Raw genomic sequence first — 16,137 nt, 5'->3', positions numbered from 1 at the left:
GGGCGCCAGCGGCCCGAGAATGCGCGTCAGCAGAGGATCTTGTCATTACCTGGCGCCGGATTCAGGTTCTTCTATGATCCACGCTTGTCATGCGGCGCCCACAGGGCTTCAGATGTGTCGCCGCAGCCGTACCTCGGCGTTCTGCTCAATGACCCTAGCAAGCGAAGATGAGGGGACAATTAGCGCGGGATTAAAAGGTTCTAAGCGGCGAGCGGGAGGATGAGCGTGAAGACCGACCCCCGGCCGAGCACGCTCTGCACCTCGATGCGGCCGTGGTGGGCTTCGGCGATCCAGCGGCAGATAGGGAGCCCCAGCCCCGTGCCCTGCTGAGCGTGGGCCCGCGCGTTGTCCGCGCGGAAGAACCGGTCGAAGATGCGCGGCTGCGCCTCCGGCGGGATGCCGATGCCGTGGTCCGTGACCGAGAGCTGCGCCCAGCCTGACTCGCACCGTAGCGCCAGCTCGACCTTGCCGCCGGGATAGGAGTACTTCACCGCGTTGTCCACCAGGTTCAGGAGCAGCTCTCGGAGACGCAGCTCGTCTCCGACCACGGTACACGGCGCCGTCGCGCCGAGCGTGACCTCGACCTGGCGCTCCTGCCCGAGCACCCCCGCCTGGTGCTGCACCTCCTCCACCAGCGAATCCAGGCGCACGGGCTGCGCCGCCAGCTTGATCTCGCCCAGGTCGGCGCGGGAGAGCAGGAGCAGCTCGTCCACGATCCGCGTCATCCGGTCAATCTCCTCGAGGCTGCTCTCCAGCACCTGGCGGTAGTCCTCGGCGGAGCGCGGGCGGCGCAGGGCCAGCTCGGTCTCGCCCTTGAGTACCGTGAGCGGCGTGCGCAGCTCGTGGGAGGCGTCCGAGGTGAACTGGCGCACCTGGCGGAAGGAGGCCTCCAGCCGGGCGACCATGTGGTTGAAGCTCGCGGCCAGCCGGCCGATCTCGTCGGCGGAGGTCGGCACGGTCAGGCGTTGCGTGAGGTCCCCGCCCGCGATCCGCTCCGCGGCCTGCGTGATCGCACCTACCGGCCGGAGCGCCTGGCCGGCGAGCAGCCACCCGCCCGCCAGCGCCACGATCAGCGCCCCCGGCACAGTGACCAGCAAGATGAACAGCAGCCGGTTCAGCGCTTGCTCGACCGGTTTCAGGGAGGTGCCGACCTGCACGATGTTGACGAGCGTCCCGCCATGCGTGATGGGAACCGATACGAGCCGGATCGGCGGGCCCTCCTGGAAGCGGGCGGATTCGAAGGTGGTCTTGCCGGCGAACGCTGCCTCCAGCGCGGTCCGGCTCAGCGGAATGTCCCGATGCCCCAGGTTCGCCGACTGGATCGTGATCTTCCCGCTCGGGCCGAAGATCTGGAAGAACTTGTCCAGGACCGCCAGCTCGGGAAAGTCTGCTGAGAGGTCGTCGAAGAGCAGAAAGGGGCCGAATCGCCGCTCCTCGATCGAGCGGATCGCGACCGTCGCCGCCTCTTCGAGCGACCGGTCCACCTGGTCTTTCAACTGGCGGGCCATCACCGCGTAGAGCACGCCGGCGAACAGGACCAGGATGAACGCGAGCGCGCTCCCGTACCAGAGCGTGAGGCGCAAGCGGAGCGAGAGACGAGAGCCCGCGGTAGATAGGGGATCGCTCATAGCTCAGAGCGTCAGTAGCGTATGGCTTATGGCGTACGGCTCACAAGACGCGAACAGTTGGAAAAGAGCGTCTGGTCGATGGCCAGAGCCTGAACCCGATCTGAACCCAGGCGAGACGCCGGGGGCTATTCGTTCCCGCTTTTCAACGTATACCCGCTGCCCCGCACCGTGTGGATGAGCTTGCGCTCCCGCCCGCGGTCGATTTTGTTCCGGAGGTAACTCACGTAGACGTCAATCACGTTCGTGAAGGTGTCGAAGTCTAGGTTCCAGACGTGCTCGGCGATCATCGGGCGGGTGAGCACGCGGCCGGCGTTGCGCATGAAGTACTCGAGGAGGGCATACTCCTTCGCGGTCAGCTCGATCCGCTGGCCTCCGCGGGTCACCTCGCGCGTGGCCGGGTTCAGGACCAGGTCGTCCACCTGGAGCACGCCGGCCGCCTCCCCGGTTCCCCGGCGCAAGAGCGCCCGCACACGGGCGAGCAGCTCCTCGATCGCGAAGGGCTTGGTGAGGTAGTCGTCGGCGCCCGCGTCCAGCCCCTTGACCTTCTGATCCACCTGGGAGCGCGCGGTGAGGATCAGGACCGGCGTCCGCACCTTCTCCTTGCGGAGCCGCTCCAGAACCTCCAGCCCGGAGAGGCCGGGCAGCATGACGTCCAGGATCACCAGGTCGTAATGGCCCTGGAGTGCGAGCTCGAGGCCAGTCTTCCCATCCGCGCAGAGATCCACGGCGTAGCTCTCCTCCTCCAGCGCCCGCCGGATGAAGGAGCCGACCTTGGCTTCGTCCTCCACGACGAGAACTCTCATGTGCCTCGTATCTCGTCGTTCGTCGCCCGTAGGATCAGAAGTAACGTTGCTTGTTTTCCCTTCAGCGGAACGCTTCACGAGAGACGCTTCAGTTTATTTTACCTCGGCGGCCAGCGGGTGACGGTCACCGGGGCGTAGGACAAGCGCGGACCCTCCGGCGTCCGATGCGCGAGCGTGTGCCGGAGCCAGGCCGCATCGTCGCGGTCGGGAAAGTCCGACCGGTAGTGGGCGCCCCGGCTCTCCTCCCGCGCGAGGGCGCCGGCCACGATCGTCTCGGCCACGTCCAGGAGGGAGGCCAGCTCCAGCGCCTGGATGAGCTCGGTGTTGAAGATGCGGCCGCGATCCTGCAGGTACACGTGTGCGGCCCGCGCCTTCAGCTCGCGGACCTTTTCGTTCGCGTCCTGCAGGGACTTCTGCGTCCGGAAGATCCCGAGGTTCTGGCTCATGACCTGTCCCAGCTCCTCGCGCACCTGCCAGGGCCGCTCGCGGCCGGTGTTGCTCAGCAGCCGTTTCAGCCGGGCCTCCTCGTCCCGCAGCACGCTCTCCGGCGGGGTCCGGGGCGGGACGCCGGCCGCGTACTGGGCCGCCCGCTGCCCGGCCCGCCGGCCAAACACGATCGTCTCGAGCAGCGAGTTCCCTCCCAGCCGGTTGGCGCCGTGGACGCTCACGCAGGCGCACTCGCCCGCCGCGTAGAGGCCCGGCAGCTCGGTCTCGCCCCACTGGTTTGCGCGGACGCCGCCCATCTGATAATGCGCGCCGGGCCGGACGGGGATCGGGCTCTCGATCGGGTCCACGCCGGCGAACTCCATCGCCAGCTCCCGGATCTGCGGCAGCCGCTCCAGGATGCGCTGGCGGCCCAGGTGGCGCAGGTCCAGGAGCACGCAGCCGTCCACGCCGCGACCTTCCAGGATCTCCCGGCCGATCGCGAGGGACACAGTGGACCGGGTTGCCAGCTCCATTTGCTCCGGCGCGTAGCGTTTCATGAACCGCTCGCCGAGCGTGTTGAGCAGATAGCCCCCCTCGCCGCGCGCGCCCTCGGTGATCAGGATCCCGGTGTCCTTGAGCGTCGTGGGGTGGAACTGGACGAACTCCATGTCCTCCAGCGCGACGCCGGCCCGGTAGGCGAGCGCCATGCCGTCGCCGGTATTAATGACGGCGTTGGTGCTCGTCGAGAACACGCGCCCGCTGCCGCCCGTGGCCAGGATTACCGCCTTGGCACCGATCGCGTGGAGGCCCCCGCGCAGCAGGTCCCAGGCGACCACGCCGCGGCAGGCGCCCCCGTCCACGATCAGGGCGGTCACGTACCACTCCTCGTAGACGAAGGCTTGCCGCTTGAGGAGCTGCTCGTACATGACGTGCAGGAGCGCATGGCCCGTGCGGTCGGCGGCGTAACAGGTCCGCACGGCGCCCGCCCCGCCGAAGGGCCGCTGGGCGATGCGGCCGCGCTCGTCCCGGCTGAAGATGACGCCCATCCGCTCCAGCTCGAGGATGTCGCCCGGCGCCTCGCGGCACATGGCCTCGATCGCGTCCTGGTCGCCGAGCCACAGCCCGCCCTTGACCGTATCGTAGGCATGCTGCTCCCAGGAATCGTGCTCGCCGAGGGCCGCATTGATGCCGCCCTGCGCTGCCACGGAATGGCTCCGGACCGGATGGACCTTGGAGATCAGCGCGACGTCGAGATGGGCAGGGGCGGCCAATGCGGCCCGCATGCCGGCCAGGCCGGCGCCGACGATGAGCAGATCGTGCACCTTCATGGGGCGGAAACAGGGGCGGGGCTCGGCGCCCACCGAAAGCCAGATTGCCCAGCCGGCCGCGGAGCCGTAGCCTCGGCAGGCGGCGGGACCTCGGCTCGGATCGGGGGCGGCAGGGAGACGCCCCGAGGGTGCGGGATGAGTTCGGGCAGGACGGGAGCCTTGCGGGATCGGGTGCGGCGCAGCGGGTTGTTCATCGGTCCAGACGTCACAGCCTTCATGATGGCGCAAACGTCGGCCGATGGCAAGGGCGGATCGTTTCGGGCATAATAGGGAGCCCCCGGTGCCGCTCACACCAAACGCAAGGAGGTCAACCGGTGACCGAGACGGATCGCAGGCAGCTCCTGAACCCGACCGACAGCTTCGTTCGTCGCCACCTGGGCCCCACCGACGCGGATATCCAGGAGATGCTGGCGACGCTCGGCCTCCAGTCGCTGGAGGCCCTGATCGAGGCGACGGTCCCGGGCGACATCCGGCTGCGCCGCCCGCTGGCGCTCGACGTCGGCCTCAGCGAGCATGAGGTCCTCGCCAAGCTGCGGGCCCTGCACGACCGCAACCAGATCTTCCGCTCCTTCATCGGCATGGGCTACTACGACTGCGTGACCCCGCCAGTGATTCAACGCAACATCCTGGAGAATCCGGGCTGGTACACCCAGTACACCCCCTACCAGCCGGAGATCGCGCAGGGCCGGCTCGAGGCGCTGCTCAATTTCCAGACCATGGTGGCCGACCTGACGGGCCTGCCGCTCGCCAACGCGTCCCTGCTCGACGAGGCGACGGCGGCCGCGGAGGCCATGACCATGTGCCTCCGGATCGCCGACCACGAGGCCGGCGGCAGCCGGACCCGGACCGGCTTCTTCGTCGCGGAGGACTGCCATCCGCAAACGATCGCCGTCCTGGAGACCCGGGCGGAGCCGCTGGGCATCCGGCTCCAGGTGGGCCGCCCGGACCGCATCCAGCTCGACGGGCTCTTCGGGCTCCTGCTCCAGTACCCGGCGACCGACGGGGTGGTGCGCGACGACAGCGCGCTGATCGCTCGGGCCCGGGCCGCGGGGGTGAAGGTCGTCGTCGCGACCGACCTCTTGGCCCTGACGCTCCTCAAGCCGCCAGGCGAGTTCGGCGCGGACATCGCCGTCGGCTCCAGCCAGCGGTTCGGCGTGCCGCTGGGGTTCGGCGGCCCCCACGCCGCCTTCCTGGCGACCAAGCAGGAATACGTCCGGCAGATGCCCGGCCGGCTCGTGGGGGTCTCCCGCGACGCGGCGGGGAAGCCCGCGTTGCGGCTGACCCTCCAGACCCGCGAGCAGCACATCCGGCGCGAGAAGGCAACCAGTAACATCTGCACCGCCCAGGTGCTGCTCGCGGTCATGGCCAGCATGTACGCGGTCTACCACGGCCCGGAGGGGCTCAAGCGGATCGCCGAGCGCGTGCACGGCCTGGCCTGCCTGCTGGCGGAAGGCCTGCGCCGGCTGGGCTACGACCTCGGTTCTGCGCCGTTCTTCGACACGCTTCGGGTGCGCCCTCGGGCCGGCGCGCCGGTGCGATCGGCCGACGCCCTCCATGCCCGGGCGCGGGCGCGGCGGACCAACCTCCGGCCGTTCGCGGACGGATCGGTTGGCATCTCGCTCGACGAGGCGACGACCCTCGAGGAGCTGCGGACGCTCCTGGACATCTTCGCCGGCGACCAGCCGTGGCCCTTTACGGTCGAGGCGCTGGCCGAGCAGGTGGACCCGGGCCTGCCCGCCCCGCTCGTCCGGACCAGCCGGTACCTCACGCACGAGGTGTTCAACCGGTACCACTCCGAGCACGAGCTGCTCCGCTACATCCACCGGCTCCAGGCGCGCGATCTCTCACTCGTGCACGCCATGATCCCCCTGGGCTCCTGCACGATGAAGCTGAACGCGACCGTCGAGATGATCCCGGTGACCTGGAAGGGCTTCAGCCGGATCCACCCCTTCGCGCCCGAAGAGCAGACCCAGGGCTACCAGGAGCTGTTCGCCCAACTGGAGCGGTGGCTGGCCGAGATCACCGGGTTCGCGGCTGTGTCGCTCCAGCCGAACGCCGGCTCGCAGGGGGAGTACGCGGGCCTGCTCGTCATCCGGGCCTACTACCGGGACCGTGGCGAGGGCCGGCGGGACGTCTGCCTGATCCCCGTGTCGGCCCACGGGACCAACCCGGCCAGCGCGACCATGGCGGGGCTCCGGGTCGTGCCCGTGGCCTGCGACGCGCGGGGGAACGTGGACCTGGGCGACCTCGAGGCGAAGGCGCGCGCGCATCGCGACCGGCTCGCCGCGCTGATGGTCACCTATCCGTCCACGCACGGGGTCTTCGAGGAAGGCATCCGGCGGATCTGCGCGATTGTGCACGAGCACGGTGGGCAAGTGTACATGGACGGGGCCAATATGAACGCCCAGGTGGGCCTCTGCCGGCCCGGGGACATCGGCGCCGACGTCTGCCACCTGAACCTGCACAAGACCTTCTGCATCCCGCACGGTGGCGGCGGGCCGGGCATGGGGCCGATCGCGGTGGCCGCCCACCTTGCCCCCTTCCTCCCCAGCCATCCGCTGCGCCGGGTCGGCGGCGCAAAGGCCATTGGCCCGGTCGCCGCGGCGCCATACGGCAGCGCGAGCATCCTACCGATCTCCTGGGTCTACATCGCCCTCATGGGAGCCGAGGGACTGACCAAGGCGACGCAGGTCGCCATCCTGAACGCGAACTACATGGCCAAGCGGTTGGAGAAGCACTACCCCGTGCTCTACACGGGCCAGCACGGCTACGTGGCCCACGAGTTCATCGTGGACGTGCGCCAGTTCAAGGAGACGGCCGGCGTCGAGGTGAACGACCTCGCGAAGCGCCTCATGGACTTCGGCTTCCATGCGCCGACTATGTCCTTTCCGGTCGCGGGCACCCTCATGATCGAGCCGACAGAGAGCGAATCCAAGGCCGAGCTGGACCGGTTCTGCGACGCGATGATCGCGATCCGCGGGGAGATCCAGGAGATCGTCGAGGGACGGATGCCGCGCGACAACAACCTGCTCAAGCAGGCGCCGCACACGGCCCAGGCGGTCGCCGCGACCGACTGGCCGCATCCCTACAGCCGTGAGCAGGCAGCCTTTCCCTCGCCCTGGGTGCAAGAGCACAAGGTCTGGCCAGCCGTCGCGCGCATTGACAACGCCTACGGCGACCGGAACCTCTTCTGCACCTGCCCGCCGGTGGAGCGCGAGTCGGGGTAACCCGGTCAGCCGAACAGGAAGCCGCCCCCCTCGACTTGCTCTCCGCGCTTCGCGCGCGCGGCCAGGAGATCCGCCTGGCGCGTCGGCTCGGGCACGCGCGCGCGTCTGGCGCAAGCCAGCGTGAGCTGGACCGCCTGGGCCAGGTTGATCCGGTGCCCGACCGACACAAAGACGGGCCGGACCCGGTCCCTCGTCCGCACCACCGCCCCGATCACCTCCCCGTCCTCATCGCAGAGGTCAGCGACCGAGCCGCGGGCCGCTCGCGGTTCGCCATGTCGCCCGAACAAGCGCGACTTGGCACAGCCGATCGTCGGCCGGTCTAAGATCACGCCGAGATGGCAGGCGATGCCGGCCCGCCGCGGATGCGCGAGGCCTTGCCCGTCTAGGAAAATGACGTCGGGCTCGTGGCGGACCCGGCTGAAGGCCTGCGCAAGCGCCGGGGTCTCCCGGAACGACAACAGTCCCGGAATGTAGGGAAAGGCCACAGGCTCCCGGTGGACGACCGTCTCCACGAGGTCCAGGGACGGGAACGTCAAGACGACGACGCAGGCATGGGCCGTGTCCCTGGTGAAGGCCACGTCCGCGCCGGCCACCAGCCGGGGCGCGGCGATCTCACCCTGAGTGACCACCCGGGCGCGAAGCTGCCGCTGGATCTCCAGCGCCTCTTGCGGTGAAACGTTCCAGGAGTGGAAGTGCCGGACTTCCATCGGTGCCCCTCCGACCGTCCGTCAGCTTGGCTCGATCATGGCCAGCGCAGTATAGTAAGCGCGGCGAGGGAAAGTCACGGCATGGGGCGGATTCTGTTGATGTGCATCGTCTGGCTCGGCAGTGGCGAGGCGGCTCCAGCCTGGGCCGGCGAGGGCCACGGCCGTGACGAGGCGCCGATGGTGCTCATCCCTGCCGGCCCGTTCCTGCGCGGCAGTCCGGCCGGCCAGGGCGATCCCGATGAGCAGCCGCAGCGCACCATCGAGCTGGACGCGTTCTACCTCGACCAGCACGAGGTCACGAACCGGCGCTACCAGGCCTTCCTGAAGGCGACCGGCCACCGCGTGCCCGAACATTGCTGCGATCCCGGCTACAATCTCTGGCAGGGGACCGAGATCGCGCCCGCGCTCCTTGACCATCCGGTGGTGAACGTGGATTGGTTCGATGCCGAGGCCTTCTGCCGCTGGGCGGGGAAGCGGCTGCCGACCGAGGCAGAATGGGAGAAGGCGGCGCGGGGCGCGGATGGCCGGCTTTATCCCTGGGGCAACGAGTGGGATCGTACCCGCGCAAACGGCGTCGCGTACTGGGCGGAGAAGGACTTCGCCACGCCCGAGGAGGCCAAGGCCTGGTGGGCCGACAGCGGAGCAGAGATCATCGAGCGGCGGGGCATTCACGGCCTCCTGACGCTGCCGGTCACGGCGCTGGAAGCGGGCGCGACGCCGACGGGGATCCTGCACCTCGCCGGCAACGTCTGGGAATGGGTCGCGGATTGGTATGACCCCGCCGCCTACGCCGCCGCACCTGCGAAGAATCCGAAGGGCCCCGCGGCGGGCGAGTACAAGGTGACGCGCGGCGGCTCCTGGCTCAACCACCGGCACTTCCTCCGCACCACGGCGCGCGACGGCTCCCGCCCGCTGATGCGCAACCACGGCACCGGGTTCCGCTGCGCGAAGGACGCGGGCTGAAGGCTCGGGATAGGCCCGCGGGCGACCCGATGAATCGTCGGGAGTTTCTGATCCGGTCCGGCTTGGCCGTCAGTGCCGCGGCGTTCGACGCCGCTCGCCCGGTGTTGGCCGCAGCGACCGCCGCCGCGGCGCGGCGGACGCTCGACACCTGGGAGGCTGTGCGCGACCAGTTTCCCCTCTCGCGTGACCTGATCCACATGGCTTGCTTCTTCCTGGCCTCGCACCCGACGCCGGTCCGGGAGGCGATCGAGCGACACCGGCGGGCCCTCGATGAGAACCCGCTCGGCTACCTCATCGAGCACGAGGAGCGGCTGGAGGCCGCGGTGCTCCGCGCCGCGGCGGACTACCTCGGCGTCCGGCCGGAAGACATCGCGCTGACGGACAGCACGACCATGGGATTGGGGCTCCTCTACGGCGGGCTGACGCTCCGGGAGGGGCAAGAGGTGCTCTCCACGGTGCACGACCACTATTCGACGGAGATGTCCCTCCGCCTGCGGGCGCAGCGCACGGGGGCGGCGTTTCGCCAGATCCCGGTCTACCGGCGGCTGGAGACCGTGTCCAAGGCCGAGATCGTCGAGACGCTGGCCACGGCCGTGCGCCCGCAAACGCGGATCGTCGCCGTCACCTGGGTGCACTCGAGCACCGGGCTCAAGCTGCCGATCCGGGAGATCGCCGAGGCCCTGGCCACAATCAACGCGACCCGGGCGGAGGGCGACCGGGTGCTGCTCTGCGTGGACGGCGTCCACGGCCTCGGGGTCGAGGACGTGCGGATGGAGGACCTGGGCTGCGACTTTTTCGTCGCCGGGACGCACAAGTGGCTGTTCGGCCCCCGGGGGACCGGGCTGGTCTGGGGCCATCCCCGGGCCTGGCCGGCCGCGAACGCGATCATCCCGACGTTCAACTTCAAGGCCTATCAGATCTGGATGAAAGACCTGCCGCCGCAGCAGATCCCAATGGGAGCCTTCATGACGCCGGGCGGGTTCCACTCGTTCGAGCACCGCTGGGCGCTGGCCGAGGCCTTTCAATTCCACCTCGCGATCGGGAAGGCGCGCGTCGCGGAGCGGATCCACGCCCTGAACCGCCAGCTCAAGGAGGGCCTGCGCCGAATGCCGCACGTGACGCTCCGGACGCCCCTGGCCGACGAACTGTCGGCAGGGATCACCTGCTTCGAGGTCGAGGGGATGAAGGCGGCCGATGCGGTGGACCGCCTGCACCAGCGCGGCATCCTGGCCACGGTCACACCCTACGCCACGAAGTACGTGCGGCTCGCCCCCAGCCTCCTGACCTCGGCGGAGGAAGTCGAACAAACCTTAGGGGAGATCCGCCGGCTCAGCAGTTAGCGCGGCCCGTGCGTGCCGCTCGCCGCGCTCGCTGGCCCACCCGCACAGTCCGGCTCGCCCCCCAGCACCTGCCGGACTTTCTCCAGCAGCCGCTCCGCCGTGAATGGCTTCTGGATGCGATCGCGGCCAACCCCGGCCGGGGCCGGACCTGTCCCCGACCAGGAGCTGGTCATGAACAAGACACGGACGTGTGGCCGCAACGCCCGGATCTGCACGGCTAACTCAGGCCCGTCCATCCAAGGCATCTCGTCTTCGGTCAACAGCAGGTGGATCGCACCGGGATACTGCTTGCAGAGCTGGATCGCGTGCAGGGCGTGGGCAGCGTTCAGACAGGTATACCCTTCTGCCCGGAGGACCTCGCAGGCCAGTTGCTGGCTCCGCGCTTCACTGTCCACCACCAGGATGGTAGGAACGTCACGAGGCGGGGACATCGCCGGTCCTCATCCTCTAGCCTCATCGAGGCACGGTAGGTCCTCGGTGAAGGTTGACTGTAGGTCGTCGTTTCACCGACAAGCAACCCCCTCATTCAGACCCGACCAAGTAAGGGGCCGACAGAGGGCAGCTTCAAGGTGCAGCAGGCGCTCCTCCTTGGAAGCCCGGCGGGCGTCGTTTTTGGGGCGACCCATGCGCATCGTGGGTCAGCGCTTCGCTGCGGAGTTGGAGCGGGGGCCCAGGGCGGACTATTTCTCGGGGGCGTGGCTGCGCATCTGCAGGTAGACGCTCTGGAGCCCGACGATCGTCTTCCCGTCCCGGATGAGCCCGTCGCGGATATGGGCGAGGGCCTGATCCAGCGGCATCTCGACGAGCTCGAGGACCTCGTCCCGGTCGAGCTGCTGGCGACCCGGCGTGAGCTGGGTGCCGAGATAGATGTGAATAACCTCGTCGCAGAAGCCCGGGGCGGTATAGACGCTGACGAGCAGCTCGAGCGAGCCGGCGCGGTAGCCGATCTCTTCCTCCAGCTCGCGCGCAGCGCAGCTCCTCGGGTCCTCACCCGGCCCGAGCTTGCCGGCGGGGATCTCGTAGATAAAGGTCCGCAGGGCATGCCGGTACTGGCGGACCAGGACGACCGTGCCGTCATCCTTCATCGGCACGACCGCCGCGGCCCCGGGATGGTGGATGATCTCCAGCTCCACGGTGCCTCCGTTCGGGAGCGTCACCGTCTCCAGGAAGAGATTGAGGACCCGCCCTTTGAAGACGTTCTTGTCCATCGGTAGCGACTCGCTCGTAGCGACCCGCAAATAGCGAACGCCCGGTTCCTGAGCTTTGGGCTATTGGCTACTCGCTACTCGCTTCTTGTAGAACGGCGGCGTGACGACGACGGCCGGGACGATGCGGCCGCGGATCTCAATGCCGATCGCGGTCCCCTCCTTGGCGTAGGCAGGCGGGACATAGCCCAGCCCGATGCCCTTCTGGAGGATCGGGGAGAGGTTCCCGCTCGTCACCTCGCCGATCGGCTCCCGCGCCTCGCCCGCGGCGAGGATCGTGAACCCGTGGCGTGGCACGCCCTTCTCCGTCAGCTCAAAGGCGACGAGCCGCCGGCTCAGCCCCTGCTCGGCTTGCCGCCGCAGGGCGGCCCGCCCCATGAAGTCGCCCTTGTCGAAGCTCACGACCCATTCAGCCCCCGCCTCCAGCGGCGTCGTGTCCTCCGAGATGTCGTTCCCGTATAGGAGGTAGGCCATCTCGAGCCGTAGCAGATCGCGCGCGCCCAGCCCCGCCGGCTTGAGCCCCAGGGGCCCGCCTGCCTGGAGCAACGCCCGCCAGAGCGTCGGCGCCGCCGACGCTGGCACGTACAGCTCGTAGCCGAGCTCGCCGGTATAGCCGGTGCGCGTGATCAGGGCCGACGCGCCGGCGAGCGACCCCTCCAGGCCGCGGCGGGCCTTGAGCGCGTCCAGCCCCGCCACGCCCAACGCGGCCAGGATCTCGCGCGAGGCTGGCCCTTGCAGCGCGAGCTGCGCCAACTCGGCTGACCGGTCCGCCAGGGTGACGCCGCGCGCCCCAGCCGCCTGCTCGAGCAGCCAGGCGACGATCTTCTCCCGGTTCGACGCGTTCACGCAGAGGAGATACTCCTCGGGTTTGACCCGGTAGACGAAGATGTCGTCCTTGATCCCGCCCTGCCGGTTGCAAACCATCGAGTACTGGGAGGCCAGCACGTCGAGCCTGGTCACATCGTTCGTCGTGACGCGTTGGAGGAAGGCCAGCGCGCCCGCTCCCGCGACCCGCACGCGCCCCATGTGGCTGACGTCGAAGAGCCCGGCCTTCGTCCGGACGGTCTGGTACTCGTCCACGACGCCGGAGTACTGGATCGGCATCTCCCAGCCGGCGAAGTCCACCAGCTTGGCGCCCGCGGCGCCGTGCGCGTCAAAGAGGGGCGTGCGGTTCATACGCGGGACCAGAACCTGGTGGGGGCAGCGACGGGGGCGGACCGAGCCGGACGGCGGTGGCAGGCCGGCGGCGCGCTCATCGGAGCTGCAACAGCTCGACTTCGAAGGTAAGCGTCGCGTTCGGCGGGATCACGTTGCCGGCGCCGCGCGAGCCGTAGCCGAGATCCGGCGGGATGATCAGCTTCCGCTTGCCCCCGACCTTCATGCCCAGGATCCCTTCGTCCCAGCCCTTGATGACGCGACCCGCGCCCACGCGGAACGAGAAGGGCTCGTTGCGGTCGCGGGAGCTGTCGAACTTCGTCCCGTCGGCTAGCCAGCCGGTGTAATGCACGGTCGCGGTGTCGCCGATCTCGGCGGGCCGGCCGGTCCCGACGGTCAGGTCCACATACTGGAGCCCGGTCTCGGTGGTCACGACCTGCCCCTGGGCGGCGGGCCCGGCTGGCTTCTCGTCCGCCCGCCCGCTCGCGCTCACGCCCAGCAGCAGGGCGAGCAGGCTCGCGAGCAGCGCTCGTTGTTTCATCGGTTGCTCCTTCGTCGGCGGGTCAGGGCGCGTCATGCCCCGCTGCGCGGCCCGGCTCGGGCTCCGCGAACAGCGCCACGCTGGCCGTGTAGCCGTGGAGGTACGTCCGCCCGCCCACCGGGCCGATCTCGCCTTGCGCGAAGAAGCCGGCCACGGGGACCTCGCCCGCCCGCTCCCGGATCACGGACACGTCATGGTGCGGCCGCCCGAACAGGCCCCGCCCGCGGCCGCAGCAACTGAAGAGCAGCGCGCCCCGCGGCGGCCGCTTGTGGCGGGCCCGGTCCGCGGCGAGGAGCAGGTGCAGGTCCTCCGAGGCGGACCGGGCGTCACGCAGGTGAAACTGCACCGTCTGCCCCTCGCGGACCAGATCGCCGATCGCCACGCTGCCCGACCCGCGGTCAGCGCCGATCAGGTTGCGGACGAGAAAGTCCCCGCGCTCGAAGCGGTTGCGGTGCTCGTCCATGACGATGCCGATGTGCAGGGCCCGGTGCGCCCGGCTCTGCTCCTCCGCCGAGAGCGACTCGAAGGCCGCCTGGAGCCGCTCGAGCGCCGGCGCGCCGCCCAGCTCGTAGATGACGTTCTTCTCCGCCTTCGTCACGACGTAGCGGTCGCCGATCGGCCGGCAGCCCTGCGAGATCACTGTCCGGATCTGCACCGGCCCGGAGACCGCGACCCCGACCAGGCCGTCGGCGTAAACGCGCTCGTTCAAGATCAGCCGGTTCTCGCCCGCGTCCTGACCGCCGCCGGCGAGCCCGCCGATCGCGGCCGCGCCAGGAGCGCGCTCCGCGAGCGCGGCGAGGGCTTCGTCCACGGGCGTCGTGAAAGGATCCGCCAGCAGGATGAAGGTCGGCAAGGCCGCCCCGACCGCGTCGGGCCACTCCTCGAGCCTGAAGGGCTCTTCCGCCTCGACGGCGGAGGCCCGCAGCGGGGCCAGCGACACCCCGGGGAGCTGCGCGGCCCAGAGGGTCGCGGCCGGCGCGACTTCAATCTCCTCGTCTGCGGCGATGACGCCCTCGCCCGTGCAGCCAGCGAGCACGCGCGGCGCGAGGCTGTCCCGCACAACCGCGCACAGCTCCGCGGCCCGGGCCGCGAGATGGGAGGAGCAGAACAGGAACGCGAGGTCCACGGCCCCATCGCCGAGCTGGCGGCGGACGGCCTGCGCGAGCGTGCGGCCGGCCAGGAGGGCGTCAGAGTCCCGCGAGAGCGCCACGGCGAAGCGCATGCGCCAGTCTAGCAACGCGAGTCCGGGTTTGTCCATTGGCGCATTGGCGGGAGGCATTACTCCGGGAGCGGCGCGGCGCGATCCCCGCGCTCCTCCTGGAGCTTCTTGTAGTACCGCCACAGGTAGGAGTGGTAGTCATCGAGCTGCGCGAGCAGGTAGTGGAGCTCGGTCGGGTCCTGGGCTTCCAGCGCCCGGACCATCCGGGTCTTCAGGAACTCGGAGAAACTCTGGGTCTTCTCGAGCGCGGTCAGCAACCGCAGAGCCCCGCCGATTTGGTATTCGCCCATGGCTCCTCTTGCCCACGCCAGGATAGCGGCAGGTCCCCCAAATTGCAAGCGCGCCGGGACCGCCGCGGCGCTCAGCGCGCGGCACGGGCGAGTAGCTCGCGCAGGCGTCGGAGCGAGATCGCTTCCACGCGGTGGTCGTCCCGCCCGACCATCGTGGTAGCCATGGTCAAGGCGTTGAGGATCGCCTCCTCGGTCGCCTCCACGGTCGCGGTCAGGAGCGGATTCAGATGGACGTCCGCGAGGTGGGTCATGACGAAGGTCCGCTCCCGGGGATCGTGCGGGATCGTGTTCCCGGTCGAAAAGGCGAGCATGAAGTCCCCGCTCCCGTGCCGGGCCGTGGAGCCCGTCCGGGCCAGCCCGAGGGCCGCGCGCTTGGCCAGCCGCCCGAGCTGGCGGCTGTCGAGCGGCGCATCGGTCGCGATGATCACGATGATCGAGCCTTCGCCCGGCGGCCCGGGCGGCTCGCCCGCGGCGCCGCGGCGCGGCGCCGCACTGTCCTCATACAGCTTGCCCACCGGCACCCCCGCGACGATCAGCTCGGGCCGCCGCCCGTGGTTCGCGTTCACGAGCACGCCGACCGTGTAGCCGCCCTCCTCGTCGGGCAGCTTGCGCGAGGCCGTGCCGATGCCGCCCTTAAAGCCGTAGGAGACCATGCCGGTCCCGGCGCCGACCGCGCCCTCTGCGACCGGCCCGCTCGACGCGCTGTCCAGGGCCTTGACCACGTCGTCCTCGGAGACGTGCCGGCCCTGGCTGTCGTTGAGCCGGCTGTCGTCGCATTCCGCGACGACCGGGGTCAGCGTGTCGTCAGTGATCCCGATGCCCGGGTAGTTCCGCATCATCCAGGTCATCACGCCATTCGCCACCCGCGGCACGTTGAGCGTGTTCGTGAGCGCAATCGGGTACTCCAGGAACCCGGACTCGGCGACCCAGGCGAGGCCGGTCATCTCGCCGGTGCCGTTCAGGACGAACGCGCCGGCGGGGACTTTCTTCCGCCACACATCGTCGCGAGGGATCACGACGGTGACGCCGGTCCGTACCGGCCCCTGGCCCGGCTTGAGCGCGCCCTCCCCCCGGATCAGCGTGACGTGCCCGACCTTGACGCCGGCCACGTCCGTGATCGCGTTCCAGCGACCCGGCTGGTAGCGCCCGATCGTGATGCCCAACTCGCGCGCCCGCAGACGCGGCTCGTCCGGCGCCGGCCCCGCGCTCACGGCGACCTCCCGCACCGGCGCCCCCAGCGCCAGGACAAAGAGGACCGGGAGGATTCGCCTGCACACCCGTGCCCTCGAGCTGATCATGGCGTGC

The 16,137-nt window shown here is 69.8% G+C and carries 14 protein-coding genes; 3 read left to right on the top strand and 11 right to left on the bottom strand.

Annotated elements, in window-relative coordinates:
• Positions 1–200: 200 nt before the first annotated feature.
• The 3 genes from ACWHYQ_RS08310 to ACWHYQ_RS08300 form a co-directional block, all read right to left on the bottom strand.
• The gene (locus tag ACWHYQ_RS08310; protein WP_447975224.1) at positions 201–1,628 is read right to left on the bottom strand and encodes a sensor histidine kinase; all 1,428 of its coding nucleotides are present in this window, start codon (positions 1,626–1,628) and stop codon (positions 201–203) included.
• Positions 1,629–1,753: 125 nt separating this feature from the next.
• Positions 1,754–2,431, bottom strand: a complete 678-nt coding sequence (locus tag ACWHYQ_RS08305; protein ID WP_447975223.1) for a response regulator transcription factor — start codon at positions 2,429–2,431, stop codon at positions 1,754–1,756.
• Positions 2,432–2,529: 98 nt separating this feature from the next.
• Positions 2,530–4,185 carry an FAD-binding protein gene (locus ACWHYQ_RS08300; RefSeq protein WP_447975222.1) on the bottom strand — a complete coding sequence of 552 codons (1,656 nt, stop codon included), beginning with the start codon at positions 4,183–4,185 and terminating at the stop codon, positions 2,530–2,532.
• 314 nt (positions 4,186–4,499) lie between these two features.
• On the opposite strand from ACWHYQ_RS08300, the gene gcvP reads away from it, so the two are divergent.
• Positions 4,500–7,412 (top strand): aminomethyl-transferring glycine dehydrogenase, encoded by a 2,913-nt coding sequence (gcvP, locus tag ACWHYQ_RS08295; RefSeq protein WP_447975221.1) that lies wholly within the window; start codon positions 4,500–4,502, stop codon positions 7,410–7,412.
• Between the two features lie 5 nt (positions 7,413–7,417).
• On the opposite strand, the gene nfi is transcribed toward gcvP, so the two are convergent.
• Positions 7,418–8,119: a deoxyribonuclease V gene (gene nfi, locus ACWHYQ_RS08290; RefSeq protein ID WP_447975220.1), complete on the bottom strand. Its 702-nt coding sequence runs from the start codon at positions 8,117–8,119 to the stop codon at positions 7,418–7,420.
• A gap of 81 nt (positions 8,120–8,200) precedes the next feature.
• Between nfi and ACWHYQ_RS08285 the strand changes: the two genes are divergently transcribed.
• Together ACWHYQ_RS08285 and ACWHYQ_RS08280 are read left to right on the top strand one after the other, a co-directional pair.
• Positions 8,201–9,082, top strand: coding sequence for a formylglycine-generating enzyme family protein (locus tag ACWHYQ_RS08285; protein ID WP_447975219.1), 882 nt, complete (start codon positions 8,201–8,203; stop codon positions 9,080–9,082).
• 29 nt (positions 9,083–9,111) lie between these two features.
• Entirely contained in the window at positions 9,112–10,422 is a 1,311-nt protein-coding gene (locus tag ACWHYQ_RS08280; protein ID WP_447975218.1) for an aminotransferase class V-fold PLP-dependent enzyme, read from the top strand.
• On the opposite strand, the gene ACWHYQ_RS08275 is transcribed toward ACWHYQ_RS08280, so the two are convergent.
• From ACWHYQ_RS08275 to ACWHYQ_RS08245, 7 genes are all read right to left on the bottom strand, one after another.
• The gene (locus ACWHYQ_RS08275) at positions 10,419–10,853 is read right to left on the bottom strand and encodes a response regulator (protein WP_447975217.1); all 435 of its coding nucleotides are present in this window, start codon (positions 10,851–10,853) and stop codon (positions 10,419–10,421) included. The two genes, ACWHYQ_RS08280 and ACWHYQ_RS08275, sit on opposite strands and share 4 nt — an antisense overlap.
• Before the next feature lie 249 nt (positions 10,854–11,102).
• A complete protein-coding gene (locus tag ACWHYQ_RS08270) occupies positions 11,103–11,630 on the bottom strand; it encodes an NUDIX hydrolase (RefSeq protein ID WP_447975216.1) in 528 nt (175 codons plus the stop codon).
• 60 nt (positions 11,631–11,690) lie between these two features.
• On the bottom strand, positions 11,691–12,803 hold the full coding sequence (gene gcvT / locus ACWHYQ_RS08265) for a glycine cleavage system aminomethyltransferase GcvT (protein WP_447975215.1): 1,113 nt from the start codon (positions 12,801–12,803) through the stop codon (positions 11,691–11,693).
• Positions 12,804–12,879: 76 nt separating this feature from the next.
• A complete protein-coding gene (locus ACWHYQ_RS08260) occupies positions 12,880–13,275 on the bottom strand; it encodes an FKBP-type peptidyl-prolyl cis-trans isomerase (protein WP_447975547.1) in 396 nt (131 codons plus the stop codon).
• A 70-nt stretch (positions 13,276–13,345) separates the two neighbouring features.
• A complete protein-coding gene (locus ACWHYQ_RS08255; RefSeq protein WP_447975214.1) occupies positions 13,346–14,581 on the bottom strand; it encodes an FIST signal transduction protein in 1,236 nt (411 codons plus the stop codon).
• Positions 14,582–14,601: 20 nt separating this feature from the next.
• A complete protein-coding gene (locus tag ACWHYQ_RS08250) occupies positions 14,602–14,832 on the bottom strand; it encodes a hypothetical protein (protein WP_447975213.1) in 231 nt (76 codons plus the stop codon).
• Positions 14,833–14,903: 71 nt separating this feature from the next.
• Positions 14,904–16,130 carry a DmpA family aminopeptidase gene (locus ACWHYQ_RS08245; RefSeq protein ID WP_447975212.1) on the bottom strand — a complete coding sequence of 409 codons (1,227 nt, stop codon included), beginning with the start codon at positions 16,128–16,130 and terminating at the stop codon, positions 14,904–14,906.
• Between the last annotated feature and the right edge of the window lie 7 nt (positions 16,131–16,137).

It is taken from the genome of Nitrospira sp. Kam-Ns4a (assembly GCF_965152595.1).
This window is presented reverse-complemented; position numbering and strand designations above follow the sequence as displayed.

Coding starts and splice junctions, on each gene's coding strand:
- ACWHYQ_RS08310 (WP_447975224.1), bottom strand. CDS start 1,628: ATGAGCGATCCCCTATCTACCGCGGGCTCTCGTCTCTCGCTCCGCTTG.
- ACWHYQ_RS08305 (WP_447975223.1), bottom strand. CDS start 2,431: ATGAGAGTTCTCGTCGTGGAGGACGAAGCCAAGGTCGGCTCCTTCATC.
- ACWHYQ_RS08300 (WP_447975222.1), bottom strand. CDS start 4,185: ATGAAGGTGCACGATCTGCTCATCGTCGGCGCCGGCCTGGCCGGCATG.
- nfi (WP_447975220.1), bottom strand. CDS start 8,119: ATGGAAGTCCGGCACTTCCACTCCTGGAACGTTTCACCGCAAGAGGCG.
- ACWHYQ_RS08285 (WP_447975219.1), top strand. CDS start 8,201: ATGGGGCGGATTCTGTTGATGTGCATCGTCTGGCTCGGCAGTGGCGAG.
- ACWHYQ_RS08280 (WP_447975218.1), top strand. CDS start 9,112: ATGAATCGTCGGGAGTTTCTGATCCGGTCCGGCTTGGCCGTCAGTGCC.
- ACWHYQ_RS08275 (WP_447975217.1), bottom strand. CDS start 10,853: ATGTCCCCGCCTCGTGACGTTCCTACCATCCTGGTGGTGGACAGTGAA.
- ACWHYQ_RS08270 (WP_447975216.1), bottom strand. CDS start 11,630: ATGGACAAGAACGTCTTCAAAGGGCGGGTCCTCAATCTCTTCCTGGAG.
- gcvT (WP_447975215.1), bottom strand. CDS start 12,803: ATGAACCGCACGCCCCTCTTTGACGCGCACGGCGCCGCGGGCGCCAAG.
- ACWHYQ_RS08255 (WP_447975214.1), bottom strand. CDS start 14,581: ATGGACAAACCCGGACTCGCGTTGCTAGACTGGCGCATGCGCTTCGCC.
- ACWHYQ_RS08250 (WP_447975213.1), bottom strand. CDS start 14,832: ATGGGCGAATACCAAATCGGCGGGGCTCTGCGGTTGCTGACCGCGCTC.
- ACWHYQ_RS08245 (WP_447975212.1), bottom strand. CDS start 16,130: ATGATCAGCTCGAGGGCACGGGTGTGCAGGCGAATCCTCCCGGTCCTC.